Source organism: Streptomyces sp. NPDC020875 (assembly GCF_040641415.1).
GTDB lineage: Bacteria > Actinomycetota > Actinomycetes > Streptomycetales > Streptomycetaceae > Streptomyces.
In genome coordinates this window covers 17464-43830 of record NZ_JBFADP010000003.1, presented here as the reverse complement: position 1 = coordinate 43830, position 26367 = coordinate 17464, and the positions used below count along the sequence as shown (strand labels likewise).

Annotated in this window: 16 protein-coding genes and 2 tRNA genes; 15 read left to right on the top strand and 3 right to left on the bottom strand. The window is 72.0% G+C overall.

Translation table 11 applies throughout. From position 1 onward, the window contains the following. The first annotated feature begins 352 nt into the window (after positions 1-352). The 10 genes from dnaA to AB0G74_RS02465 all read left to right on the top strand — a co-directional run bounded on the left by dnaA (position 353) and on the right by AB0G74_RS02465 (position 14455). On the top strand, positions 353-2197 hold the full coding sequence (gene dnaA / locus AB0G74_RS02510; RefSeq protein WP_361139607.1) for a chromosomal replication initiator protein DnaA: 1845 nt from the start codon (positions 353-355) through the stop codon (positions 2195-2197). A gap of 1076 nt (positions 2198-3273) precedes the next feature. Next, positions 3274-4404: a DNA polymerase III subunit beta gene (dnaN, locus tag AB0G74_RS02505; protein ID WP_361139604.1), complete on the top strand. Its 1131-nt coding sequence runs from the start codon at positions 3274-3276 to the stop codon at positions 4402-4404. Then, entirely contained in the window at positions 4401-5501 is a 1101-nt protein-coding gene (gene gnd / locus AB0G74_RS02500; RefSeq protein WP_361139970.1) for a phosphogluconate dehydrogenase (NAD(+)-dependent, decarboxylating), read from the top strand. The genes dnaN and gnd overlap by 4 nt, the downstream gene beginning before the upstream one ends. A 60-nt stretch (positions 5502-5561) precedes the next feature. Then, entirely contained in the window at positions 5562-6737 is a 1176-nt protein-coding gene (gene recF / locus AB0G74_RS02495) for a DNA replication/repair protein RecF (protein ID WP_361139602.1), read from the top strand. Between the two features lie 14 nt (positions 6738-6751). Continuing rightward, a complete protein-coding gene (locus AB0G74_RS02490; RefSeq protein WP_361139967.1) occupies positions 6752-7423 on the top strand; it encodes a DciA family protein in 672 nt (223 codons plus the stop codon). A 953-nt stretch (positions 7424-8376) separates the two neighbouring features. Next, the gene (gene gyrB, locus AB0G74_RS02485) at positions 8377-10440 is read left to right on the top strand and encodes a DNA topoisomerase (ATP-hydrolyzing) subunit B (protein WP_361139599.1); all 2064 of its coding nucleotides are present in this window, start codon (positions 8377-8379) and stop codon (positions 10438-10440) included. Between the two features lie 41 nt (positions 10441-10481). After that, complete coding sequence (gene gyrA, locus AB0G74_RS02480) at positions 10482-13157, top strand: DNA gyrase subunit A (RefSeq protein ID WP_361139596.1); 2676 nt, start codon at positions 10482-10484, stop codon at positions 13155-13157. 5 nt (positions 13158-13162) lie between these two features. Then, positions 13163-13777: a DUF3566 domain-containing protein gene (locus AB0G74_RS02475; RefSeq protein WP_361139593.1), complete on the top strand. Its 615-nt coding sequence runs from the start codon at positions 13163-13165 to the stop codon at positions 13775-13777. A gap of 186 nt (positions 13778-13963) precedes the next feature. Continuing rightward, a tRNA-Ile gene (locus tag AB0G74_RS02470) sits at positions 13964-14037 on the top strand. A 283-nt stretch (positions 14038-14320) separates the two neighbouring features. Further along, positions 14321-14455, top strand: a complete 135-nt coding sequence (locus AB0G74_RS02465) for a DLW-39 family protein (protein ID WP_003958712.1) — start codon at positions 14321-14323, stop codon at positions 14453-14455. Between the two features lie 151 nt (positions 14456-14606). Here the strand turns inward: AB0G74_RS02465 and AB0G74_RS02460 are convergent, their stop codons facing one another. Both AB0G74_RS02460 and AB0G74_RS02455 read right to left on the bottom strand, forming a co-directional pair. Further along, on the bottom strand, positions 14607-16109 hold the full coding sequence (locus AB0G74_RS02460; protein ID WP_361139590.1) for a serine/threonine-protein kinase: 1503 nt from the start codon (positions 16107-16109) through the stop codon (positions 14607-14609). Positions 16110-16232: 123 nt separating this feature from the next. Next, a complete protein-coding gene (locus AB0G74_RS02455; protein ID WP_358824457.1) occupies positions 16233-16781 on the bottom strand; it encodes a DNA-binding protein in 549 nt (182 codons plus the stop codon). A gap of 184 nt (positions 16782-16965) precedes the next feature. On the opposite strand from AB0G74_RS02455, the gene AB0G74_RS02450 reads away from it, so the two are divergent. The 4 genes from AB0G74_RS02450 (at position 16966) to AB0G74_RS02435 (ending at position 23222) form a co-directional block, all read left to right on the top strand. Further along, positions 16966-17038 (top strand) — tRNA-Ala (locus AB0G74_RS02450). 196 nt (positions 17039-17234) lie between these two features. Then, positions 17235-18452: a class I SAM-dependent methyltransferase gene (locus tag AB0G74_RS02445; protein ID WP_361139586.1), complete on the top strand. Its 1218-nt coding sequence runs from the start codon at positions 17235-17237 to the stop codon at positions 18450-18452. Positions 18453-18758: 306 nt separating this feature from the next. Next, positions 18759-21914, top strand: coding sequence for an amino acid adenylation domain-containing protein (locus AB0G74_RS02440; RefSeq protein ID WP_361139583.1), 3156 nt, complete (start codon positions 18759-18761; stop codon positions 21912-21914). A gap of 3 nt (positions 21915-21917) precedes the next feature. After that, the gene (locus AB0G74_RS02435; protein WP_361139580.1) at positions 21918-23222 is read left to right on the top strand and encodes a nucleotide disphospho-sugar-binding domain-containing protein; all 1305 of its coding nucleotides are present in this window, start codon (positions 21918-21920) and stop codon (positions 23220-23222) included. A 128-nt stretch (positions 23223-23350) separates the two neighbouring features. Here AB0G74_RS02435 and AB0G74_RS02430 read toward each other — a convergent pair whose 3' ends face one another. Continuing rightward, positions 23351-24655 carry a cytochrome P450 gene (locus tag AB0G74_RS02430; RefSeq protein ID WP_361139577.1) on the bottom strand — a complete coding sequence of 435 codons (1305 nt, stop codon included), beginning with the start codon at positions 24653-24655 and terminating at the stop codon, positions 23351-23353. Between the two features lie 371 nt (positions 24656-25026). Between AB0G74_RS02430 and AB0G74_RS02425 the strand changes: the two genes are divergently transcribed. Further along, the gene (locus AB0G74_RS02425; RefSeq protein WP_361139574.1) at positions 25027-26310 is read left to right on the top strand and encodes an activator-dependent family glycosyltransferase; all 1284 of its coding nucleotides are present in this window, start codon (positions 25027-25029) and stop codon (positions 26308-26310) included. Positions 26311-26367: the final 57 nt, after the last annotated feature.

Genomic DNA, 26367 nt, shown 5'->3' with positions numbered 1-26367 from the left:
GGCTGTCACCGTGCGCCCACGAGTAGCTCGCGTTTCGCCCGAGTGCACCGCTTCACGACCACGGAAGGTGATCTTTGCCCATCGGAGGCAGGCGGCAGCAGCCATCGACAACTCGACCTGGTTACGGTACGCGCGGCTACGCCATCCGGTCAAACCGGCCCCTGGGCTCCCGCCCATCCGGCGCCGGACGGGGCCGTCTGTGCACAGGCTGTGGACAACAACTTGAACGAGCCGGGCCGCCCTGACTACCGTGGCCGGACTCCGAACCTTTCCTTTCTGTCCTTGACTGTCCTTCCCCCGCCCCGGAGCCCGCCTCCGGCGGACGTGCGGGATCTTCGAGAGAGCGTGGCTCGTGGCTGACGTACCTGCCGATCTTGCCGCAGTGTGGCCACGAGTGCTGGAGCAGCTTCTCGCCGAAGGCCAGCAGGGCGTCGAGCCCAAGGACAAGCAGTGGGTCGAGCGCTGCCAGCCACTGGCGCTGGTCGCCGACACCGCCCTGCTCGCGGTTCCCAACGAATGGGGCAAGCGGGTCCTAGAGGGACGGCTGGCCCCGCTGATCAGTGAGACGCTCAGCCGGGAGTGCGGACGGCCGATCCGGATCGCGATCACGGTCGACGACTCGGCCGCCGGTCCCGCGGCCCCGCAGCCCCCGGCACCGCCCGCCCCGTCGCACTACGACGACGGCGGCGGCGGTGAACTAGGCCCCGGCCGCTACCCCCATCAGCAGAACGACCCCTACGGCGGCTACGGCCACCGGCCGGGCGACGACGGGCTCCCGGAGATCCGGCCCGCCTACCCGGAGTATCCGCAGTCCCGGCCCGAGCCGGGCGCCTGGCCGCGGAGCCAGGAGGACCTGTCCTGGCAGCAGCCGCGGCTCGGCGGTTTCCAGGACCGCGATCCGTACGCCTCCCCCCGGTCGCACCAGCCGACGCACGACTACCGCTCGCCGCAGCAGTCCGAGCACCAGGGGTACGAGCCCCCTCGCCCGGAGCGGCGGGAGCCGTCGGCGCACCGGCCCGGCGGCTCGGGCGCGCCCGGTCACTCCGGGGGTCCCGCCCCGTCCGGCGGACCGGCCGCCGGCGGCGGGCCCGGCGGTTCGGGGGTCCCGGCCGGACTCATGGGGTCGTCCTCGTCCGGCGGCGGAGCCGCGGGCCCCGGGGAGCCGCATGCCCGGCTGAACCCCAAATACCTCTTCGACACCTTCGTCATCGGCGCCTCCAACCGGTTCGCGCACGCCGCCGCCGTGGCGGTGGCCGAGGCCCCGGCGAAGGCGTACAACCCCCTCTTCATCTACGGGGAGTCGGGGCTCGGCAAAACGCATCTGCTGCACGCCATCGGGCACTACGCGCGCAGCCTCTACCCGGGCACCCGGGTGCGGTACGTCAGCTCCGAGGAGTTCACCAACGAGTTCATCAACTCGATCCGGGACGGCAAGGGCGACACCTTCCGCAAGCGCTACCGGGACGTCGACATCCTGCTCGTCGACGACATCCAGTTCCTGGCGAGCAAGGAGTCGACGCAGGAGGAGTTCTTCCACACCTTCAACACCCTGCACAACGCCAACAAGCAGATCGTGCTCTCCTCGGACCGGCCGCCCAAGCAGCTGATGACGCTGGAGGACCGGCTGCGGAACCGGTTCGAGTGGGGGCTGACGACCGATGTCCAGCCGCCCGAACTGGAGACCCGGATCGCGATCCTGCGGAAGAAGGCGGTCCAGGAGCAGTTGAACGCGCCGCCGGAGGTGCTGGAGTTCATCGCCTCCCGGATCTCGCGCAATATCCGCGAGCTGGAGGGCGCGCTGATCCGGGTGACGGCCTTCGCGTCGCTCAACCGGCAGCCGGTCGACCTCGGGCTGACCGAGATCGTGCTGAAGGACCTGATCCCGGGCGGCGAGGACTCGGCCCCCGAGATCACCGCGGGCGCGATCATGGCGGCGACGGCGGACTACTTCGGGCTGACGGTGGAGGACCTCTGCGGCTCCTCGCGCAGCCGGGTCCTGGTCACGGCCCGGCAGATCGCCATGTATCTCTGCCGGGAGCTGACGGATCTGTCGCTGCCGAAGATCGGCGCGCAGTTCGGCGGCCGGGACCATACGACGGTGATGCACGCGGACCGCAAGATCCGGGCGCTGATGGCGGAGCGGCGCTCCATCTACAACCAGGTCACCGAGCTGACCAACCGCATCAAGAACGGCTGACGGCAACAACAACGCCGCCGTCGGTGGCGGCGGCCGGACCGCCGTCGGCCGTCCACAGCTGTGGGCGCAGGGCGCCCGGGACGAACGCGTCCCGGGCGCCCTCCGTCGTTTCCGGGGCGGTACGGGACGGGGCGCGGGCGGTACGGCCTCGGAGGCACCGAGAGGGCCCGGGAGACGCCGGGAGCGGGCCCGGGAGACGTTCGCGCGACGTACCCGAGAAGCCCCGACGGCGTCCGGGAAGCTCCCGGGAACCGTCGGGAAGGCGCCCCGGAAGCGGTCCGGAGGCGGCCCTGCGGGGTGCGGAGGCCCCGGAGGCGGTGGACGGCGGCGCGACCGGTGTTCGAATACCGGCCGGGATGCCGTGGTTCTCCACAGGAAGCGGGAGAATCCACCGTCCACACCCTGGGGACTGCGGAGTTGTCCCTACTGTGTCCACAGGCGGACCGACCCTCTGATGATCACAGCAGGTCAGTCGGTTGTGGAATTGTGGCCAACCGTGATCCACAGGCTGTGGACAACAAGATCGTCCACAGGGGCCGGGAAAAGTTGTCCACCGGCCACCCACAGGTGACGGCTGGTTGCCCACAGCTTGTCCACACCGCTGTCCACTGTTCGGCAACACAACACCCCCTCTCACCCGGTCGAGTGAAAGCCGTCACACCAGGACACCGGATTGGGCTGTGGGGAACCTGGGTAAAGCTGGGGACAGGACTGGGGAGAACTCCCCCTGGGCTGTGCATCGCCTGTGCAGAACTTTCGGGCGTCCACAGGAACCCCGGGTTTTCCACCGGCGTCACCCACAGGTGCAGTGGATAAAAAACCTGCGCTGACCTGCGGATACGGGGTTATCCACGGTATCCACAAGCCCTACTACTACTCCCACTTAGAGTTACCGGGGAATTCGCTTCGAAGTGGGGCCTGTGCACAACTCGCTCCGACCGCCCGGCACGCCCGTCGACCCGACTTGACCCCGAGGCGCACCCGCTGTCAGTGCCGTACGTCAGACTGGTCCCCGGCGACACAGCCGACGACAAGAGCCAGCAAGGGCGAGACGGCGACAGCAGGAGGCGGTTCCGGTGAAGATCCGGGTGGAGCGCGATGTACTCGCGGAGGCGGTGGCCTGGGTGGCCCGGAGCCTCCCAGCCCGTCCCCCGGCGCCCGTGCTCGCGGGTCTGCTGCTGAAGGCCGAGGACGGCGCGCTGAGCTTCTCCAGCTTCGACTACGAGGTCTCGGCTCGCGTCTCGGTCGAGGCCGAGATCGAGGAGGACGGCACGGTCCTGGTCTCCGGCCGGCTGCTCGCCGACATCTGCCGCGCCCTCCCGAACCGCCCGGTGGAGATTTCCACAGACGGTGTACGGGCGACCGTGGTCTGCGGCTCCTCCCGCTTCACCCTCCACACCCTGCCGGTGGAGGAGTACCCCGCTCTGCCGCAGATGCCGACCGCGACCGGGACCGTCCCCGGTGAGGTCTTCGCCGCCGCCGCCCAGCAGGTCGCCATCGCCGCGGGCCGGGACGACACGCTGCCCGTGCTGACCGGTGTCCGGATCGAGATCGAGGGCGACACCGTCACGCTGGCCTCCACCGACCGCTACCGCTTCGCGGTCCGCGAGTTCCTGTGGAAGCCCGAGGACGCCGGTACGTCCGCCGTCGCCCTGGTGCCCGCCAAGACCCTGCTGGACACGGCCAAGGCGCTGACCAGCGGTGACACGGTCACCCTGGCGCTTTCCGGCAGCGGTGCCGGTGAGGGTCTGATCGGTTTCGAGGGCGCCGGACGGCGGACCACGACCCGGCTGCTCGAAGGCGACCTGCCGAAGTACCGCACGCTCTTCCCGACCGAGTTCAACTCGGTGGCCGTGATCGAGACCGCGCCCTTCGTGGAGGCCGTCAAGCGCGTCGCGCTCGTCGCCGAGCGGAACACCCCGGTCCGGCTCAGCTTCGAGCAGGGCGTGCTGATCCTCGAAGCGGGCTCCAGCGACGACGCACAGGCTGTGGAGCGGGTCGACGCCCAGCTGGAGGGCGACGACATCTCGATCGCCTTCAACCCGACCTTCCTGCTCGACGGTCTGAGCGCGATCGACTCCCCGGTCGCCCAGCTCTCCTTCACGACCTCGACCAAGCCGGCCCTGCTGAGCGGCCGTCCCGCGGTCGACGCCGAGGCCGACGACGCGTACAAGTACCTGATCATGCCGGTCCGTCTCTCGGGCTGATCCGGCCGATCGCGATCCACCGGACCCCGGTCGGCCGTTCCCGGCCGCCGGGGTCGTCCCCCGCCCCGGGTCAGGGGCACGACGACCGCCGCGCCCCGGCGGCCCCCGCCTCCCCTCCCGGGGCGACGGGTGGCCCGCCGGGCCGCACCGAGCCGTCCGGCGTAGGCTCGACCCAGGTCAGGTACGGAAAACGTCGGACTACGCGAAGGACACGAAAGATGCAGCTCGGCCTCGTCGGCCTCGGGAAAATGGGCGGCAACATGCGCGAGCGCATCCGCCGCGCGGGCCACACCGTCGTCGGATACGACCGGGACCCCGATCTCGCCGATGTCCACAGCCTGTCGGAGCTGGTGGAGCAGCTTCCGGCCCCGCGAGTGGTGTGGGTGATGGTCCCGGCCGGGGCCGCGACCCAGTCCACCATCGACGAACTGGCCGAACTCCTCTCCCCCGGCGATGTCGTCGTCGACGGCGGCAACTCCCGCTGGACCGACGACCAGAAGCACGCCGTCGAGCTGGGCATCAAGGGTATCGGCTTCGTCGACTGCGGTGTCTCCGGCGGTGTCTGGGGCCTGGAGAACGGCTATGCGCTGATGTACGGCGGTGACGCCGAGAACGTCGCCAAGGTGCAGCCGGTCTTCGACGCCCTCAAGCCCGAGGGCGAGTTCGGCTCGGTGCACGCGGGCAAGGTGGGCGCCGGTCACTTCGCCAAGATGGTCCACAACGGCATCGAGTACGCGATGATGCAGGCGTACGCCGAGGGCTGGGAGCTGCTGGAGAAGGCCGACGCCGTCACCGACGTACGGGAGATCTTCCGCTCCTGGCAGGAGGGGACGGTGATCCGTTCCTGGCTGCTGGATCTGGCGGTGAACGCGCTCGACGAGGACGAGCACCTCGACAAGCTGCGCGGTTACGCGGAGGACAGCGGCGAGGGCCGGTGGACCGTCGAGGCGGCCATCGACCACGCCGTGCCGCTCCCGGCGATCACCGCGTCGCTCTTCGCCCGGTTCGCCTCACGGCAGGACGACTCCCCGCAGATGAAGATGATCGCGGCGCTGCGCAACCAGTTCGGCGGCCACGCGGTCGAGACCAAGAAGTAGAAGTAACGGCCGTCGGCCGGAGAGCACGACGGCCGCGGCCGGGGAGGTCGGCGTAGATCCATGCACGTCACGCATTTGTCGTTGGCCGACTTCCGCTCGTACGCCCGGGTCGAGGTTCCGCTCGACCCGGGCGTCACCGCGTTCGTGGGGGCGAACGGGCAGGGCAAGACCAATCTGGTCGAGGCCGTCGGCTATCTGGCCACCCTCGCCAGCCACCGGGTCTCCTCGGACGCCCCGCTGGTCCGCGCCGGGGCCGAGCGGGCCGTGATCCGGGCCGCCGTCACCCAGGGCGAGCGGTCCCAGCTGGTCGAGCTCGAACTCAACCCGGGCCGGGCCAACCGCGCCAGAATCAATCGATCGTCGCAGGTCAGGCCGCGTGATGTGCTGGGGATCATACGGACCGTGCTCTTCGCGCCGGAGGATCTGGCGCTGGTCAAGGGCGACCCGGGCGACCGGCGGCGCTTTCTCGACGAACTGATCACCGCGCGGTCGCCCCGGATGGCCGGGGTCCGCTCCGACTACGAGCGGGTGCTCAAGCAGCGGAACACCCTGCTGAAGTCGGCGGCGCTGGCCCGGCGGCACGGCGGGCGCGGCGCCGACCTCTCCACCCTCGATGTCTGGGACCAGCATCTGGCCCGGGCCGGTGCCGAACTGCTGGCCCGCCGGGCCGAGCTGATCACGGCCCTCCAGCCGCTGACCGACAAGGCGTACGAGTCCCTGGCGCCGGGCGGCGGTCCGGTCGCCCTGGAGTACCGCTCCACCGCCGCGGCCGCGGCCGAGGGCGCGCCGACGGCCGACACCGGGGAGACCACGGCTACGGAACCCCTTCCGGACCGCCCCGACGAGCTGTACGAGCAGCTGATGGCGGCGCTGGCCGCGTCCCGCAAACAGGAGATCGAGCGGGGCGTCACCCTGGTCGGTCCGCACCGCGACGAGCTGGTGCTCCGGCTCGGCCGGCTGCCCGCCAAGGGGTACGCGAGCCACGGCGAGTCCTGGTCGTACGCGCTGGCGCTCCGGCTGGCCTCGTACGATCTGCTGCGCGCCGAGGGCAATGAGCCCGTACTGGTCCTGGACGACGTCTTCGCCGAGCTGGACGCCCGGCGGCGGGAGCGGCTGGCGGAGCTGGTCGCACCGGGTGAGCAGGTCCTGGTGACCGCGGCGGTCGACGACGACGTTCCGGATGTGCTGACCGGGGCGCGGTACGCGGTGGCTGAGGGCGAGGTGACCCGGCTGTGAACGAGAACACGCCGTTGCCGGGGTTCGGATCCGGTGGGCCGGGCGCCGGTCCGCCGGGCGGCCCGGCGGGTCCGGGCGGCACCGGTGCTTCCGGTATGCCCGGTATCTCCGGTGGCTCGGGCGTACCGGGTGCGCAGGGTGTTTCCGGTGTGCTCGGTGGTACGGACGGCGGCGCCCGGGTGCCGGAGCCGTCGGGGATCGATCTGGCCCGGGTCGCGCTGCGCGCCGCGAAGGAACAGGCCCGCGCCCGCGGGGCCGCCGCGCAGGAGCGGCGGCAGGCCCGCCGGGGCGGCGGGCTCCGCTCCGGCGCCCGGGCGGACGGCCGTGATCCGCTGCCGCTCGGCGCCGCGATCAACCGGCTGATCACCGAACGCGGCTGGGAAACCCCGGCCGCCGTGGGCGGTGTGATGGGCCGCTGGCCGCAGATCGTCGGCGAGGGCCTGGCGCAGCACTGCGTACCGCAGCGGTACGACGAGGACGAGCGGGTGCTGACGGTGCAGTGCGACTCCACGGCCTGGGCGACCCAGCTCCGGCTGCTCGCGCCCCGGCTGGTGGCCCGGCTCAACGAGGACCTGGGCCAGGGCACCGTACGGCTGATCAAGGTGATGGGCCCCGGCGCGCCGCGCCGGGGGTACGGCCCGCTGCGCGCGCCGGGCAGTACGGGCCCCGGCGACACCTACGGCTGATGCCGTAGGGCGAGGCGCGGGGCGGGCGGCTCCGCTTTCGAAACACGCCCTAGTCCTGTTCGGGTCCCGCATGGGTCCCGGCCGGGTTCCCGGCGGATACTCGCGGTCCCGGGACGGCGGAGTCCTGAACGGACCCAAGGGCCCCGGCCGGTATCCGGCCCGCCCGGCCCACCCGCGCCCGGGAACGCTCGGGCTGAACAGGGTGCCGGCCGCGGCCTTCTCGTTGTGGATCATGCCGGGCTTGCGGGCCCCGGCGCCGCGCTCCACCCGGCTCCGGTGGGGGTCGCCCGGCGGAAGCCCAGGGGCGTACCCCCATCGCGTGGACTCACCCCGAGGCCCGGCGGCCCGGGTCCCGGCGGCCTGGAAAGCCTCGCCCTCCGCCGTGCGACCGCCCGCGCCGGACCCCCTTTCGCTCATCCGGCCCGGTCCGCGAGGCGCTCCCCGGCCGTCCCCGGCCCGGGGCTCGTCCGCGCGCCGCGCCGGGGGGCTCACGGCATCCGTCGTACGCCCCGCCCGGCGTCGTACGCCCGTAACGCGCTCCGTTCTCCGCCGTCCGCGCCTCCGCGCCGCGCGACCATCCTCCGAGCCCCCGCCCGGACCGCCCGATGCGTCCCGGACCCGCCTTCCGGCGGCGGTCGGGCCCGGCCGGGGGCACGGGCGACCGGCCCCGGGTGAGGGGTGTGGGACGCCCGGTGCGGGTGGTCTTCCCGGGGCCTTGTCGGACCGTGACGAATGGTTGACAGGCAGAAGCGCTCAACGCCCGTGTGAGCCTCTTGGAGCCCCTCCCCTGATATGGGGAGTCGAACCGACGGTTCCCAGGGCGGCACATGCGGACTCAGCCACCGGCAAACCCCCATTCGTGTCGGCGGTACCGGTAGACTGGTGGACAATCCCGCCACCTTGCGGAACATGTCGAACGACGCAGCCGTCCCCGCCTGCCCGGAGAACGGCTTGTGCTGTGCCAGAAAGGGCGCTTCGTGGCCGATTCCGGCAACCCCAACGAGATCAACCCGTCCACTCCCGCCGACGGAGGCGGCGAGGTCACCGCCTCGTACGACGCCAGTGCGATCACCGTCCTGGAGGGCCTGGACGCGGTCCGCAAGCGGCCCGGCATGTACATCGGCTCCACCGGTGAGCGTGGCCTTCATCACCTCGTCTACGAGGTCGTCGACAACTCGGTCGACGAGGCGCTCGCCGGGCACGCGGACACCATCGACGTCACGATCCTCGCCGACGGCGGGGTCCGGGTCGTCGACAACGGCCGTGGTATCCCGGTGGGGATCGTGCCCTCGGAGAACAAGCCCGCCGTCGAGGTCGTGCTGACCGTGCTGCACGCGGGCGGCAAGTTCGGCGGCGGCGGCTACGCCGTCTCCGGCGGTCTGCACGGTGTCGGCGTCTCGGTCGTCAACGCGCTCTCCACCAAGGTCGCGGTCGAGGTGAAGACGGACGGCCACCGCTGGACCCAGGACTACAAGCTCGGTGTCCCCACCGCGCCCCTCGCCCAGAACGAGGCGACCGAGGAGACGGGTACGTCGGTCACCTTCTGGGCCGACGGCGACATCTTCGAGACCACCGAGTACTCCTTCGAGACGCTCTCCCGGCGCTTCCAGGAGATGGCCTTCCTGAACAAGGGCCTGACCCTGACGCTGACCGACGAGCGGGAGTCCGCGCGCGCCACGATGGGCGCCGACTCGGCCGAGGAGCAGGACTCCGACCAGGCGCGCACGGTCTCGTACCACTACGAGGGCGGCATCGTCGACTTCGTCAGGTACCTGAACTCGCGCAAGGGCGAGCTGATCCACCCGACCGTCATCGACATCGAGGCCGAGGACAAGGAGCGGATGCTCTCGGCCGAGATCGCGATGCAGTGGAACTCTCAGTACACCGAGGGCGTTTACTCCTTCGCGAACACCATCCACACGCATGAGGGGGGTACGCATGAGGAGGGATTCCGCGCCGCGCTCACGGGCCTGGTCAACCGGTACGCCCGGGACAAGAAGCTGCTCCGCGAGAAGGACGACAACCTCTCCGGCGAGGATATCCGCGAGGGCCTGACGGCGATCATCTCGGTCAAGCTGGGCGAGCCGCAGTTCGAGGGCCAGACCAAGACCAAGCTGGGCAACACGGAGGCGAAGACCTTCGTCCAGAAGGTGGTGCACGAGCACCTCACGGACTGGTTCGACCGCAACCCCAACGAGGCCGCGGACATCGTCCGCAAGGCCATCCAGGCCCAGACCGCCCGGGTCGCCGCCCGCAAGGCCCGTGACCTGACCCGCCGCAAGGGGCTGCTGGAGTCCGCGTCCCTGCCGGGCAAGCTCAGCGACTGCCAGTCGAACGACCCGACGAAGTGCGAGATCTTCATCGTCGAGGGCGACTCGGCCGGCGGCTCCGCGAAGTCCGGCCGGAACCCGATGTACCAGGCCATCCTGCCGATCCGGGGCAAGATCCTGAACGTCGAGAAGGCCCGGATCGACAAGATCCTCCAGAACACCGAGGTCCAGGCGCTGATCTCGGCCTTCGGTACCGGGGTCCACGAGGACTTCGACATCGAGAAGCTCCGCTATCACAAGATCATCCTGATGGCGGACGCCGATGTCGACGGTCAGCACATCAACACCCTGCTGCTGACGTTCCTCTTCCGCTTCATGCGGCCCCTGGTCGAGGCCGGGCACGTCTTCCTCTCCCGCCCCCCGCTCTACAAGATCAAGTGGGGTCGGGACGACTTCGAGTACGCGTACTCGGACCGGGAGCGCGACGCCCTGGTCGAGCTGGGCAAGCAGCAGGGCAAGCGGATCCGGGAGGACTCGATCCAGCGCTTCAAGGGTCTGGGCGAGATGAACGCCGAGGAGCTGCGCGTCACCACGATGGACGTCGAGCACCGCGTTCTCGGCCAGGTCACGCTGGACGACGCCGCCCAGGCCGACGACCTCTTCTCGGTACTGATGGGTGAGGACGTCGAGGCCCGGCGCTCCTTCATCCAGCGCAACGCCAAGGACGTCCGCTTCCTCGACATCTGAGTCGGTCTCCGCTGACCGTACGAAAGGATCCAAGACCAGCAATGGCCGACGAGAACACTCCTGCCACCACCGAGGACCCCGCGGGCGACGCCGCCGCGGACGAGCAGCCGCAGATGCGGATCGAGCCCGTCGGGCTCGAGACGGAGATGCAGCGCTCCTACCTCGACTACGCGATGTCCGTGATCGTCTCGCGTGCGCTGCCCGATGTCCGGGACGGCCTCAAGCCGGTCCACCGCCGGGTGCTGTACGCGATGTACGACGGCGGTTACCGGCCCGAGAAGGGCTTCTACAAGTGCGCCCGCGTCGTCGGTGACGTCATGGGTACGTACCACCCGCACGGCGACTCCTCGATCTACGACGCCCTGGTCCGGCTGGCCCAGCCGTGGTCGATGCGGATGCCGCTGGTCGACTCCAACGGAAACTTCGGTTCCCCGGGCAACGACCCGGCCGCCGCCATGCGGTACACCGAGTGCAAGATGATGCCGCTGTCGATGGAGATGCTCCGGGACATCGACGAGGAGACCGTCGACTTCCAGGACAACTACGACGGCCGTAACCAGGAGCCGACGGTCCTCCCGGCGCGCTTCCCGAACCTGCTGGTCAACGGCTCCGCCGGGATCGCGGTCGGGATGGCGACCAATATCCCGCCGCACAATCTGCGCGAGGTCGCGGCCGGTGCCCAGTGGGCGCTGGAGCACCCCGACGCCTCCCACGAGGAGCTGCTCGACGCGCTGATCGAGCGGATCAAGGGCCCGGACTTCCCGACCGGCGCGCTGGTCGTGGGCCGTAAGGGCATCGAGGAGGCGTACCGTACCGGCCGCGGCTCCATCACGATGCGCGCGGTGGTCGAGGTCGAGGAGATCCAGAACCGGCAGTGCCTGGTGGTCACCGAGCTGCCGTACCAGGTCAACCCGGATAATCTCGCGCAGAAGATTGCCGACCTGGTCAAGGACGGCAAGATCGGCGGGATCGCCGATGTACGCGACGAGACCTCGTCCCGGACCGGCCAGCGGCTGGTGATCGTCCTCAAGCGGGACGCGGTCGCCAAGGTCGTCCTCAACAACCTCTACAAGCACACCGACCTCCAGACCAACTTCGGCGCCAATATGCTGGCGCTGGTCGACGGCGTGCCGCGGACCCTCTCGCTGGACGCGTTTATCCGCCACTGGGTGACCCACCAGATCGAGGTCATCGTCCGGCGGACCAGGTTCCGGCTCCGCAAGGCGGAGGAGCGGGCCCACATCCTGCGCGGTCTGCTCAAGGCGCTCGACGCGATCGACGAGGTCATCGCGCTGATCCGGCGCAGCGACACCGTCGAGATCGCCCGCGGCGGCCTGATGGACCTGCTGGCCATCGACGAACTCCAGGCCAACGCGATCCTGGAGATGCAGCTCCGCAGGCTGGCCGCCCTGGAGCGGCAGAAGATCATCCAGGAGCACGACGAGCTCCAGGCGAAGATCAACGAGTACAACGCGATCCTCGCCTCGCCCGCCCGGCAGCGGGAGATCGTCAGCGACGAGCTGGCCGTCCTGGTCGAGAAGTACGGCGACGACCGCCGCTCGCAGCTGGTGCCCTTCGACGGCGACATGTCCATCGAGGACCTGATCGCCGAGGAGGACATCGTCGTCACGATCACTCGCGGCGGCTATGTGAAGCGGACCAAGACCGACGACTACCGGTCGCAGAAGCGCGGCGGCAAGGGGGTGCGGGGCACCAAGCTGAAGGAGGACGACATCGTCGACCACTTCTTCGTCTCCACCACCCACCACTGGCTGCTCTTCTTCACCAACAAGGGCCGGGTCTACCGGGCCAAGGCGTACGAGCTGCCGGACGTCGGCCGGGACGCCCGCGGCCAGCACGTCGCCAACCTGCTCGCCTTCCAGCCGGACGAGCGGATCGCCGAGATCCTGGCCATCAGGGACTACGAGGCCGCGCCGTATCTGGTCCTCGCCACCAAGGGCGGCCTGGTCAAGAAGACCCCGCTCAAGGATTACGACTCGCCCCGCTCCGGCGGTGTGATCGCGATCAACCTCCGGGAGACCGAGAGCGGTGCCGACGACGAGCTGATCGGCGCCGAGCTGGTCTCGGCCGCCGACGATCTGCTGCTGATCAGCAAGAAGGCGCAGTCGATCCGGTTCACCGCGACGGACGAGGCGCTCCGCCCGATGGGACGCGCCACTTCGGGTGTCAAGGGCATGAGTTTCCGCGAGGGCGACGAACTGCTCTCGATGAATGTCGTCCGGCCCGGTACGTTCGTCTTCACCGCAACCGACGGCGGGTACGCGAAGCGGACCGCGGTCGACGAGTACCGCGTCCAGGGCCGCGGCGGCCTCGGCATCAAGGCCGCCAAGATCGTGGAGGACCGCGGCTCGCTCGTGGGCGCGCTGGTGGTCGAGGAGTCCGACGAGATTCTGGCCATCACCCTCGGCGGTGGTGTGATTCGTACGCGAGTCAATGAAGTCCGGGAGACCGGCCGTGACACCATGGGTGTCCAGCTGATCAACCTGGGCAAGCGCGATGCCGTGGTCGGGATCGCGCGCAACGCCGAGGCCGGCCGCGAGGCCGAGGAAGTCGACGGAACCGAAGTCGGATCCGACGGAACCGAATCGGCTCCCGTGACCTCTGTTGAGGTCAGGGGGATCGGTGTGGCCGGCGGTGAACCGGCCGAGGCGGCTGCCGAGGGCACTGAGTCCTCGGCCCGGGAGCACGAGGAGTAAAAGGCGTGAGTGGAGCCACGGGAGCCGGGCCGGCCGCAGCCGGAGCTGCCAAGAAGAACGGCCCCCGTGGCTCTGCCACGGACTCCCAGGGGGGTGCGGTGGACACGGACGGGCGTTCCCCGGTCTTCGACGGCAAGCGCCCGGCGGCCCAGCCCGCTTCGGGTCCCTACCGCCCCCCGCAGGCGTACCAGTCGGCGGACGGCGACGAGGGCGTCCGGATGCCCCGTACGGGCGCCCGGACCACCCCGAGGACCCGGAAGGCCCGGCTGCGGGTCGCCAAGGCCGACCCGTGGTCGGTGATGAAGGTCAGCTTCCTGCTCTCCATCGCGCTCGGGATCTGCACCATCGTCGCCTCGGCCGTGCTGTGGACGGTGATGGACGCCATGGGCGTCTTCTCCACCGTCGGCGGCACGATCAGCGAGGCCACGGGCTCGAACGAGAGCAACGGCTTTGACCTCCAGGCGTTCCTCTCGCTCCCCCGGGTGCTGATCTTCACCTCGGTGATCGCGGTCATCGATGTGGTCCTGGTCACGGCCCTGGCGACGCTGGGCGCCTTTATCTACAACCTCTCCGCGGGCTTCGTGGGCGGCGTCGAGCTGACCCTGGCGGAGGACGAGTGACCCACCCGGCCACCGCGCCGGGCTCGTTGTCGGGGGAGGCCCCCGGGTGTCCGCACCCGGGGGCCTCCCCCGTTCCGCCGACCCGGGCGCGCGGCCTCGTTCCGCCCGGTCGAGGGGGTCCCGCATTCGGATTTGGGCGCGGCGCCGGACGTGCGCTAATCTTCAGAGGTCAGCGCGCAGCGCGGCGGGGCTATAGCTCAGTTGGTTAGAGCGCATCCCTGATAAGGATGAGGCCACAGGTTCAAATCCTGTTAGCCCCACAGTGTCGAAGACCCCCGATCGATTCCGGTCGGGGGTCTTCGCGTTTCCGGCGGCGGCCACGGGTCCACGGGGGCGGCCGGCCTGTCCGGGGGCGGGGCGGGGCGGGTTCGGGGGTGGCCGTCCCGCCTGCGGAGCACCGGGTGCGGGCGGCGGTCGAACGTATGGCCTCGGGCGATTCGGGGGCGCTCTGCAAGGGGTACGCAGGTCACCGATCGATATCGGTCGGTGTGTATAGTCGGGCGCCAGAAGTCCTCATACGTCAAGGAAAGACGAGGTCGCGCGGTGAAGAAGCTTCTCCTGGTCGCACTGGCCGCCATCGGCGGGCTCCTCGTGTACCGCCAGATCCAGGCGGACCGCGCCGAGCAGGATCTGTGGACGGAGGCGACCGACTCCGTGCCCGCAGGTTCCGGTGTGTGAGCCCCGGCGGTCATAGCCGAAACAGCTCTGAGAGCCCCGGTCGTCGCTCGGCGAGACCGGGGCTTTCCGCTGCCCGGACGCTGCCCGGACACGGTCCCGGTGGGGACGGCGGGGGTGGCGTGGCGGGGGGGTCCGGCCGGGGAAGCGGCGGTCAGGTCTGGGTGAGTGCCCAGATGCCGACGGCGTAGCAGAGCAGGGCGAGGACCAGGACCGGTACCGCGATCTTCGCGGCGGGCAGGGCCCGGCGACGGCGCCGGGCGGCCCGGCGGAGTTCCGCGCGGGAGAGGGGAACCCGGGGGCTCTGGGCGGTGTAGGTACGCGTAGGAGGTACCTGAGGGGATCCGTACGGCAGCGGGGTCGTCGGAGCGGTCTGCCCGGAGAGGTGGGGCGGCCGGGGTACCGGACCGGGCAGGGGGTGTGCGCCGGGCGGAACGGGTAGCGCCGGTTTCGGGGCGGTGGACGGCGGTACGGGCGGTGGTGCGGCCGGGCCGGGTACGGGGCCAGCGGAGGGCGTGCCGCCGATCGGGTGCGGTGGTGGCGTCGGCGGCTGGCTGGGCGGCGCCGGGACCATGGCGACACCACCGCTGTGCGGGTGCGGGGGCGCCACCGGGGCCGGTGGAAGCTCCGGCTGTACGGGGACCCGGCCGCTGACGGGCCCCGCGGGGTGCGGTGGTGGCGTGCCGCCTGGGGCGGCCGGGGCCACCGGGGCGTCGGATTCGGCCGGGACGACAGGGGAACCCGCGGCGGCCGGGGTGTTCGGGGCATACGGGGCCGGCTCGGGGCCTTCGGGGCCGAAGCCCGGCGGCAGCGGCTCCAACTGGTCGAAGATCTCGACCGGTTCCTCGTCCTCACCGGACTCCGGAAGCGCCTCAACGGCCGCGAGCAGGGCCTTGCGGGCGCCCGCGGCGGACCGGAAGCGATCCTCCGGGTCGGGCTGGAGGAGCCCGGCCAGGACCTGCCAGAGGGGTTCCGCGATCCCGAGCGGGGCGCCCGGGGTGCCGTGCTCGGTGAAGTGGTCGACCAGGGCGCCCGCGTCCGGCTTCTGGCCCTGGAGGAGATAGAGGCCCACCAGACCGACGGCGAAGAGGTCCGCCGGGAAGTCGGGCTCGGCGCCGGTCATCTGCTCGGGCGCGAAGTAGCCGGGCGTCCCCACCACGTAGTTGGTCTCGGTGAGCCGGGGTTCGCCCTTGCGCATGGCGATCCCGAAGTCGGAGAGCCGCAGATGGGGACGGCCCGTCCCGGTGGCCTCCATCAGGATGTTCGCCGGTTTGATGTCCCGGTGCACCACGCCTTCCGCGTGTACCGCCGCCAGCCCGGCGAGCAGCTGGTCGAGCAGGGCGCAGACATAGCGCGGCGGCAGGGGGCCGTAGTCGCCGATCACATGCGCCAGCGACCCGCCGCCCACCAGATCCATGGTGAACAGCACCTTGTCGTCGTCGGCGGCCCAGCTGGCCGGGGCGAGGACATGGGGATGGTCGATCCGCATGGCCTGCTCGCGGACGAACCGCAGCAGGGTGTGCGCGTCGCTCTGCCGGAGCACCTTGGCCGCGACATAGCGCCGCCTGCGGCGGTCCCAGGCGCGCCACACCGCGCCGACGCCACCGTGCCCGACCGGGTCGATCAGCTCGTACCGAGCGGCGAAGACCTCACCCATGGCGCTGTGCCCGCTCCTCGTTCCCTCAAGAGGCGCCGAATCCCTCGTGGGGCGCCTGCCCCGCCTCGATACCGCCCCGCGGCCGCTCCCGGGAGCCGCCGGACGGTTCCCGGACCGCCGGGATCAGCTCTGGTGCGCCTCGTAGTGCGCGACGGCGTCCGCGGTCCGGCCCGCCCCGTACACCCGGAGGAACTCTGCCAGCTCGGGGTGGGTGAGGGCGAGGGAGTCCGCCGCGTCGATGATGTCCCCGGCGGCGGAGACGGAGCGCAGCAGCGACTGGATCTCCCGCACCACCCGGCGGACCGTCGGCGCGCCCGAGCTGCTGGTGGTCTGTCCGGTACCGGTCAGCACGGATCCCCCCTGGGACTTCTTGATCTCCTCCATGCGGTCGGCCGCCTCGACGGCGCTGACGCTGCCGTCGGCGACCTGGCCCGCCAGCTCCTGGAGCGCCTGGACCCGCTGGACCACGGCGGGGTTGCCGATCTTCGCCCGCTGGCCGCTCATCAGCTGCGACAGCATCGGCGCCGACAGCCCGAGCACGGCCGCGAGCCGGGCCTGGTTCAGCCCCAGATCGTCGATGAGCCGCCGGAAGAGCGCCCCGAGCGGTTCCCCGTACCAGCTGCGCTGCAACTCCCTGGCTCTGGCGGTCGTCTCCTGCTGAGCGGCGTCCATGTGCGTCTCCCCATCGCTTCCCCTGAGGCGCGCTTCACTGCTGCGAACCACGCCGTGCATCTTACGGAGAGTGGTCGTCCATCGGGAGTCCCAATCCCTTTGCGGGATAACGGCCCGCACCCGGTATTCTGGTTCCGACGAGAACCGGGGGCACCGCTCCCGCGTCCTCGTCCACCTCCCGCCCGGGGCCTTAGCTCAGTTGGTAGAGCGCTGTCTTTGCATGGCAGATGTCAGGGGTTCGACTCCCCTAGGCTCCACAGCTAAAGAGGCCCTCTGACCTGCGGAAACGTCGGTCGGAGGGTCTCTTTGCGTTTGTCACGTGCCCACGGTGTCAACACGGTGGGCCGAGGGCTGAGGGGTCCGTCGGGGTGTGCCGGGTGTTCGAGGCGCTCTCCAGGGTTTCTCAGTGTTCTGTGAGCGGGTCCTCCACGGGGCGTGCCTAGCGTCGTCTCCATGGTCAAATGCAGAGTCTGTGGTGAATCGGTCGTCGAGTTCGTCGACTTCGGCCGGCAGCCCCTCTCGGACGCGTTCCGCGTCCCCGGTGACACCCGGCCGGAGTTCTTCTTCCGGCTGGCGGTGGGCGTGTGCGAGTCGTGCGCCATGGTGCAGTTGATGGAGGAGGTGCCCCGGGACCGGATGTTCCACGAGGAGTATCCGTACCGCTCTTCCGGGTCGGCGCGGATGCGGGAGCACTTCACCGCGACCGCGCTGCGGCTGCTGGAACGCGAGTGCCGCCGGGACGATCCGTTCGTGGTGGAGATCGGCTGCAACGACGGCGTCATGCTCAGAACGGTCAAAGAGAAGGGCGTCCGGCATCTGGGGGTCGATCCCTCGGGCGGGGTGGCCGAGACCGCCCGGGAGCTGGGGGTCGACGTACTCACCGCGTTCTTCGAGGAGGAGACCGCCCGGCGGGTGCGGGCGGAGCACGGGCCGGCCGATGTGATCTTCTCGGCCAACACCATCTGTCACATCCCCTATCTGGACTCCGTACTGCGCGGGGTGGACGCCCTGCTCGCGCCCGGTGGTGTCTTCCTCTTCGAGGATCCGTATCTGGGCGACATCCTGGCGAAGAACTCCTTCGACCAGATCTACGACGAGCACTTCTACTTCTTCTCGGCGCACTCGGTACGGGCCGCGGCGGAGCGGTTCGGCTTCGAGCTGGTCGATGTCGAGCGGCTGCCCGTACACGGCGGCGAGGTGCGGTACTCCCTGGCGCGCCGGGGCGAGCGCGTCGCCACCCCGGCGGTCGCCGCCCTGCTGGCCGAGGAGGAGCGGGAGGAGATCCTCTCCCTCGCCCGGCTGCGGCTGTTCGCGGAGCGGGTGCACCAGGTGCGCGCGGATCTCATCGGGACGCTGCGGGGGCTCCGCGAGGAGGGCAAGCGGGTCGTCGCCTACGGCGCGACGGCCAAGAGCGCGACCGTGACCAACTACTGCGGGATCACCCCCGAGCTGGTCTCCTTCGTCTGCGACACCACCCCCGAGAAGCAGGGGCGGCTGTCGCCCGGCGCCCATCTGCCGGTACGGCCGGGCGAGGCGTTCAGCGAGCCGTACCCGGACTACGCGCTGCTGTTCGCCTGGAACCACGCCGAGGAGATCATGGCGAAGGAGACCGGGTTCCGCGAGGCCGGGGGCCGGTGGATCACCTACGTACCCGAGGTCACGATCGTCTGACGGCCGCCGCCCGCGGCTCACCGGGGGCGGGAGCGGGGCGGGGCGTACGAGGTGGGTCGGCGGCGTCCCGTCGTGGCCCCAGCTCCGCCGTGGCCCCTGTTTCGTCGTGTGCCCGTGCGTCGCCGCGCCCCCGGTGCCCGTGCGCCGGGGCCGCGCGGGTCGTTCCGTACGCCGTCCCGACGGCCCGGCCCGCGATACCGCCCGCCCATCGCACCAGCTCGGACCGCACCCCCGCGCGGGACGGTCATGCGCGCGTCCCCGGGGACGGGCCGCCGCCATCACCTTCACACCGGAAGGCATCCACCGATGAACCTCGCGGCCCTCCAGGGTCGGACCGGCCGACTGCTGTCGGCCTGGCACGACACGGCCACGCCCTATCCCCGTGACAGCACGCTCGACCAGCTCTTCGACGCCCAGGCGGAGCTGCGGCCCGACGCGCCCGCCGTCGTCCACGGCGACACCGTCCTCAGCTACGGGGAGCTGCGCGACCGCTCCCGGCGGCTCGCGGATGTCCTGTACGAGGCCAAGGTGGGGCAGGGCGATCTGGTCGGCGTCTGCGGCAGCCGGTCCCCGGACGCCCTGGTCGCCCTGGTCGGGGTGTTGCGTACCGGGGCCGCATACGTACCGCTGGACGACTCCCTGCCGCCGGAGCGGCTCCAGGCGATGGCCGAGGACGCCGGGCTCCAGGTCGTCGTCACCACCGACGCCGCCGGGCGGCAGCCGCGCGGACTGCGGCTGAGCGTCGACGTCACGGCCCTGCCGAAGGCCCCGCCCGGCGATCCCGCCGGGGCCGGGGCGGGCGACCGGGCGTACGTCATGTTCACCTCGGGCTCGACCGGCAGGCCGAAGCCGGTCGCCGTACCGCATCGCGGGATCGTCCGGCTGACCACCTCCGAACCGGCGCTCTCCGGGCCGGGCCCCGACGACCGGATCCTGTTCTCCTGCGGCCTCTCCTCCGACGCCTCCACCATCGAGATCTGGTCCGCCCTGGTCAACGGCGCCTGCCTGGTCATAGCCGATCAGCCCGAGCTGCTCTCGCCGCCCGCCCTGGAGGCCCTGCTGCACGAACGGCGGGTCACCATGGCCTACTTCACCACCAGCGTCCTCCATCTGATCGCCCGGACCCGGCCCGCCGCCCTGCGCGGGCTGCGGCACATCTCGGCGGGCGGCGAGGCACTCTCGCCCGATCTGGCGCGGGCCGTCCTGGCGGCCTGCCCCGGGGCCACCCTGGTCAACTTCTACGGACCCACCGAGAACTCCGTCGTCGCCACCGCCCACGTGGTACGCGAGGTCCCCGAGGGCGCCGAGGACATCCCGATCGGGCTGCCCATCGCCAACTCGACCTGTCTGGTGCTCCGGGCCGACGGCGAACCGGCGGGCCCCGGCGATGAGGGCGAGCTGTACGTCGGCGGCGACGGTCTTGCCCTCGGCTATCCGGGCGATCCGGCGCTCACCGAGGACCGGTTCGTCGGGCATCCGCTGTATCCGGGCGAGCGGCTGTACCGGACCGGTGACCGGGTGGTGCCCGCCGAGGACGGCACCCTGCGGTTCGTCGGCCGCCGGGACCGCCAGATCAAGCTCCGCGGCCACCGGGTCGAACTCGACGAGGTCGAGGCCAGACTGCGGGCCCAGCCGGGGGTCGGCGAGGCCCTGGTCCTGGTCGGCCGCACCCTCGGCGGCGAGCCGTCCCTGACCGGCTTCGTCACCCCCGGGGGCGCGGGCGCCGGGGCGGCACCCGTACCCGACCGGGTGGTACGGGGGCTCCGGGAATGGCTGCCCGACCAGGCCGTACCCGGGCGGATCCTGGTCGTCGACCGGTTCCCCGTACAGCCCAACGGCAAGGTGGACCACCGCGGGCTCGCCGCCCTGGCCGACCGCCGGGAGCCGGCCGCCGCCGGGGCGTCCCGGGAGATCACCGGCCTGATGGACACCGTCGCGGAGATCTGGCGGACCACCCTGGCCGTCGAACCCCGGCCCGCCGACGGCTTCTTCGACATCGGCGGCGACTCGCTGCTCGCCTCCGAGACCGTCGTCCGTACCCTCTCCGTCCTCGGTCTCGACGCCGCCCACGGCAGCGCGCTGATCGCCCGGCTGCTGGCGGACCCCACCCTGGAGGGCTTCACCGCGTCGGTGGCCGCCCTGCGCGAGACCGGCCCGGCCGGACAGCACCCGTCACTGGCGAGGATGACCGAGGACGCCGAACCCGGCTATCCGCTGCCGCCGGTACGGGGCCCGGCCCCGCGATGGCGCGACCCGCGCGAGGTACTGCTCACCGGCGGCACCGGATTCCTCGGCGTCTTCCTCCTCGACCGGCTGCTCACCGCCACCCGGGCCCGGATCCATCTGCCCGTCCGGGCCAGGGACGCGGAGCACGCCCGGCGCAGGACCGCCGCCGCCCGGGAGCGGTACGGGCTGCCGCCGCTGGCCGACTGGGACCGGGTGGTCTGCCATCCGGCCGATCTCGCCCGGCCCCGGCTCGGCCTGCCCGACGCCGTCGCGGACGAACTGGCCGACACCCTGGACCTGGTGCTGCACTCCGGCGCCCGGGTCAACTTCCTCTACCCGTACCGGGAACTGAAGGCCGTCAACGTCGACGGCACCCGGGAAGTGCTGCGGCTCGCCGCGGACCGCCGGGTCCCCGTGCACTTCCTCTCCACCGTCGCCACCCTCGCCGGATTCGGCACCGCCGGGATCCGCGAGGTCGCCGAGGACACCCCGCTCGCCCACGGCGACCATCTGACCCTCGGCTACGGCGAGAGCAAGTGGGTGGCCGAATCACTGGTCCTGGCCGCCGGGGACCGGGGCCAGCCCGTGTCCGTGCTGCGGCCGTACGAGATCACCGGCGAGCGGCGCACCGGCGCCTGCAATGTGGAGACCGCCATCTGCTCGCTCTTCCGGACCATCGCGGACACCGGGGTGGCGCCCGACATCCCGCTGCCGATCGACTTCGTACCGGTCGACCACACGGCGGCGGCCATCGTCCATATCGCCACCCACGACGAACCGGGGAAACGGGTCTACCACCTGACCAACCCCCGGCCCACCACCTTCCGCCACGTTCTGGACCGGATGCGGGCCGCCGGGTTCGGGATCCGGGCCCTGCCCTACCGGCAGTGGGTCGCCGAACTCGTCCGGCACGTCGCCGAGCATCCGACCAGCCCCACCGCGCCCTTCGTCGCGATGTGCCTGGACCGCAGCCGGGCCGCCGACATGACGGTGAAGGAGATGTTCTTCGACGGCACCTTCCCGGTCCTGGGCCGGGAGAACACCGAACGCGCCCTCGCCGGGAGCGGGCTGGAGTGCCCGCCCGTCGACGACGCGCTGCTCGATCTGTATCTGGAGTACTTCTTCCGCTCCGGATACATCCGCCGCCCCGATAGTGCTGGTGCCGCGTCCGGTGCCGGTGCCGGTGGTGCCGCCGCGGGTGGTCCTGTTCGTCCGGCGCAGACCGAAAGCGAGTGAGTCATGCGTGTGCTCTTCGTGCCGCTCGCGGCACCCGCCCATCTCGCGCTGATGGTGCCGACCGCCTGGGCCCTGCGGACCGCGGGCCACGACGTACGGTTCGCGGTGCCGCCCAACCATGTCGCCTCCGTACTGGAAGCCGGGCTGATCGCCGTCCCGTTCGGGACCGAGGTCGACCTCGGGGACTCCGACGAGGCCCATGAGGGCGACGACGGCGGCTGGGACCTCTCCGAACTGGCCGGACTCGACGCCCCCGACACCGCCCGGGGGCTCCGGGTCCGGGAGTACGCGATGGGCGCCGTCGCCGCCTACTGCGGCCTGGAACTCCTCCGGCCCACCCTCGACGAACTGGTCGCCCTGACCCGCGACTGGGGCCCCGAACTGGTCGTCTGGGACCATCTGGCCTTCCACGGCTCGGTGGCGGCCCGGGCGGCGGGCGCGGCGAGCGCCCGTTCGATGATCGGGGTCGACCATGTGCGGACGATGCGTACGGAGTACCTCCGCCGGGTCGGTACGGCCGCCGGGGCCGGGTCCGGCGGTGGGCCCGACGACGCCGTCGCGGGGCTGCTGGCCGAGACCCTGGAACGGTACGGCGCCCCCGGCTACGACGAACGGATGCTCTTCGGGGACTGGTCGCTCAACCCGGTACCCGAGGTGGTGCCCGCCCCGCCGGGGCTCACCGTGGTGCCGTTCCGCCAGCTGCCCTTCGCGCCGCCCACACCCGCGCCGGAATGGCTGGCCAAGGCCCCGGGCCGGGAAGGCGGCCGGATCTGTCTGACCCTGGGCCGCTCGGTGCGGGACGTCCGCAAGAACGACAACTACGGCATCAGCGTCAGCGATCTCTTCGAGGGGCTGGCCGGACTCGACGTCGAGGTCGTCGCCACCCTCACCCGGGACCAGCTCCCGGCCGGCGGCACGGTCGCCGTCCCCGACAACGTACTGCTGACGGACTACGTCCCCTTCGACGCGCTGCTCCCCACCTGCTCGGCCGTCATCCACCACGGTGGCCTGGGCACGCTGATGGCCGCGGCCGCCGCGGCGGTGCCGCAGATCGTGGTGCCGTCCGACGGCTGGGACGAGGCGGAACTGGGCGTCGCCGTCGCGGACCGGGGCGCGGGCCTGCGGCTGGGCGGCGCGGCCGAGCTGACGCCCGGTGAGCTGCGGGCCGCGACGCTCCGGGTCCTGGACGATCCGGCGTTCGCGCGGGGGGCTGCGGGGCTGCGGGACGCCATGCTCGGCCAGCCCGCCCCGAACGACATCGTTCCGGTCCTCGAACGTCTCACCGAGGCCCACCGGTCCCGCCGCTGAGTCGTCGCGCTGTTGCGCCGCTGCGCCGCCTTTCGCCGCCGGGCCGGGCGGCGCGGGGCGGACCGAGGCCCCGGGAGCCCCTCGACACGGGCTCCCGGGGCCTCGGTGTCGTACGGCCCGGGGCGGGTTCAGCCGCCCGGCCGCGCCTGTGCGCGCAGCTGTACGGGCAGGGCCGCGAGGGCGCCGGTGACCACGGCCCGGGCCCGGGGGACGGGCGGCCCCGCCGGGCGCAGCCCGGGGCAGCGGCGGGCCAGACCGGCGGCGACGGCCGCCGCCACCGCCCTCGCGGTGGGGAGTACGACCGCCGCCGGGCCGCCCAGCGGTACGGCGGGGGCACCGGACGGCAGCTCGCGGTCCGGCCGGAACTCCGCCGGATCGGCGAAGACCCGGGGGTCACGGGCCGCCGCATGGGTCACCACCACGACCTGTTCGCCCGGCCCGACCGAGAGCCCGTCCCACTCCAGCGGTTCGCGGGCGTACCGGCTCTCGACCCGTACCGGTGGTGCCAGCCGTACGGCCTCGGCCACGGCGGCCCGCAGCCACCGCTCGTCGCCCGACCCGGCCCGCCGCCACCGCCGGTCCTCCGCGAGCAGCAGCGCCACCGTGTACCCGGCGAGATTCACCGAGGCCCAGAGAGTCAGGGCCCGTAGCAGCTCCGCCCGGATCCGGTCCGGATCCCCGCCCGTCTCCTCGCGGAGCCGGGCGACGGCGGCGGTCTGGCGGCGGGCGTCGGAGATCCTGGGCGGGCAGAGATATCCGTCCAGCAGGCCGCCGAGCGCGGCCCATTCCCGGGGCGTACGCCGGTCGGCGGGGTCCGTCACGGCCCTGGCCACCGGCTCCAGTACGGCCGTGACCAGCTCCAGTTCACCGTTCCCGGCGGGTCGTACGGAGTCGAGTACGGCGGTCAGCGCCCGGTCGGCCGCCTCCCGTACGGCCGGATCCCCGGCATCGTGCCCGCCCGGGACCTCCGAAGCTGGGACTTCCGCCGCCGGGACCTCCGCGTCCGGGGCCGGTACGGCGAGCAACTCGGGGGCGGGCGCGAACACCGGGCCGAGTCCGCGCGGGGCGTCGGCGAGGGTGACCGGCCGTACGGATCCCGGACCCTCCGGCGGCAGCGGTACGAGCCGGGGGTCGGCCAGCGCGGCGGCGGCCCGGGCGTGCCGGGCGACGACGACCGCGCCCAGCGCGCCGCGACTGACGTCGGGCAGTTCCCACAGCCGGGCGGTGAGCGACTCCGGTGGGCGGCCGCGCAGCAGCAGGGCGTACGGGTCCGGGGAGCGGTCGCCGCCGATCCACTGGAGTCCGCGCGCCGTCAGCAGATGGCGGGTCAGGACGGGTTCCCCGGACCGGCCGGGGTCGACGGCGTGCGCGCCGTCCGCCCGGGGGCCTTCGTCGTCCTCTCGCGGTCGTGCGGCGACGGTAGCTGTGGACACGTTGTCCTCCCGTTGGTGCTGACGGTGGTCCCGGACCGGCCGCCGACGCCTCCGGGCCGGGGTCCGGGACGCGACCGGGACGGGAACTCGTACCGGCCGCCGGGGTCCGGCGGGCGGCCCCGGGTCGGCGCCGGGCTCCCGGCGCGCGCGGGCGGGCCGGGTACGCACCGTAAAGAAGCCCGCTCGAAGGCGGCTTGACGGCCCGGCCGGTGCGCTCGACGCCGGCTCAAGGCCGTCGATAGCGGTCTCAAACCGGGCCCAAGGGGCGCGCTGTTAGCGTCGGCGACGACCGCGAATCCGCTGGTCCCCGCGGTGATACCACCGCGCGCTGCGACCCGAACCGAGCGACCTGAACCGAATGGTGGGAACTCGTGCGTGTCCTTCTCACATCCCTCCCCGTCACCTCCCACGTCCTCAACGCGGTCCCGCTCGCCTGGGCGCTCCGTACCGCGGGCCACGAGGTGCGGCTGGCCGTCCGGCCCGACGCCGTACCGACGGTGCGCGGCGCCGGGCTGCCCGCCGTACCCGTCGGAGGTCCGCTGCGCCTGGACCGGTTCATGGAGCAGGAGGCGGTACTCGCCGGGCTCGGCCATGACATCTCTCAGGATCCCGCACTCCTCGATCCCGAGGCGGTCCTGGGCATTCTCACCTGGTACGTCACCGTCTTCCTCCAGTACGCCACCGATGACGAGACCCTGGACGACGTGGTGGCCCTGGCCCGTGACTGGCGCCCCGACCTGGTGATCTGGGACGCCCTGAGCTACGCCGGGCCGGTCGCCGCCGCCGTCAGCGGCGCCGCGCACGTACGGCTGCTGTTCGGGCTCGATCTGCTGGCCCGGGCCCGCGCCCACGCGCTGGACGATCAGCGGCGGTTGCCCGCCGAGGCCCGGGACGACGTGCTCGGGGAGTGGCTGGAGGCCGTACTCCACCGGTACGGACGGTCGTTCACCGAGTCCGATGTCTTCGGCGAGTACACCCTGGACCCGATACCTCCGGCGCTCTCCCTGCCGACGGCCCGGCCCGTGATCCCGATGCGGGCCGTGCCGTTCAACGGGCCCGCCCGGGTGCCCGACTGGCTGGCGCGTCCCGCGCCCGGCGGACGGCCCCGGGTCTGTCTGACCCTGGGGCTCTCGCTCCGCGAGTTCTGGAGCGAGAACGGCGTCTCCGTCCGGGATCTGCTGGACGCCGTCGCCGAGGTCGACGCGGAGGTCGTCACGACCCTGACCGACGACGACCTGGGAGACGGGCCGCCGCTGCCGCCGAACGTCCGGACCGTGGACTTCGTCCCGCTCACCGAACTACTGCCCACCTGCGCCGCGATCGTCCACCACGGCGGCGCGGGAACCCTGCACAGCGCCGTCGCCCACGGCGTACCGCAGCTGATCGTCCCGGACGCCGTCTGGGACCCCGGGCTGCTGGCGGAGGGCGTCGAGCGGGCGGGCGCGGGGATCGCCCTGCCGCCCGAGAAGCTCACCCCCGAACTGCTCCGTACCGAACTGACCCGGCTGCTGGCCGATCCGGCGTTCCGGGCCGGGGCCGCAGGGCTGCGCTCGGACGCCCTGTCCCGGCCGGGGCCGCAGGGGGTCGTCCGGGTACTGGAGGGGATCGTCCGGGCGCCCCGTCCGCCGCGACCGGCGTTCCGGCCGGAGCCGTAGCCGTGAGCCGAAGACAGAGCCGTGAGTTGTGAGCCGGAGCCGTGAGCCGTCCGACGA

What these genes read in the sequence shown, in the direction of transcription:
- recF (WP_361139602.1), top strand. Translation starts at nt 5,562, where the DNA reads ATGCACGTCACGCATTTGTCGTTGGCCGACTTCCGCTCGTACGCCCGG.
- gyrA (WP_361139596.1), top strand. Translation starts at nt 10,482, where the DNA reads ATGGCCGACGAGAACACTCCTGCCACCACCGAGGACCCCGCGGGCGAC.
- AB0G74_RS02460 (WP_361139590.1), bottom strand. Translation starts at nt 16,109, where the DNA reads ATGGGTGAGGTCTTCGCCGCTCGGTACGAGCTGATCGACCCGGTCGGG.
- AB0G74_RS02455 (WP_358824457.1), bottom strand. Translation starts at nt 16,781, where the DNA reads ATGGACGCCGCTCAGCAGGAGACGACCGCCAGAGCCAGGGAGTTGCAG.
- AB0G74_RS02445 (WP_361139586.1), top strand. Translation starts at nt 17,235, where the DNA reads ATGGTCAAATGCAGAGTCTGTGGTGAATCGGTCGTCGAGTTCGTCGAC.
- AB0G74_RS02440 (WP_361139583.1), top strand. Translation starts at nt 18,759, where the DNA reads ATGAACCTCGCGGCCCTCCAGGGTCGGACCGGCCGACTGCTGTCGGCC.
- AB0G74_RS02435 (WP_361139580.1), top strand. Translation starts at nt 21,918, where the DNA reads ATGCGTGTGCTCTTCGTGCCGCTCGCGGCACCCGCCCATCTCGCGCTG.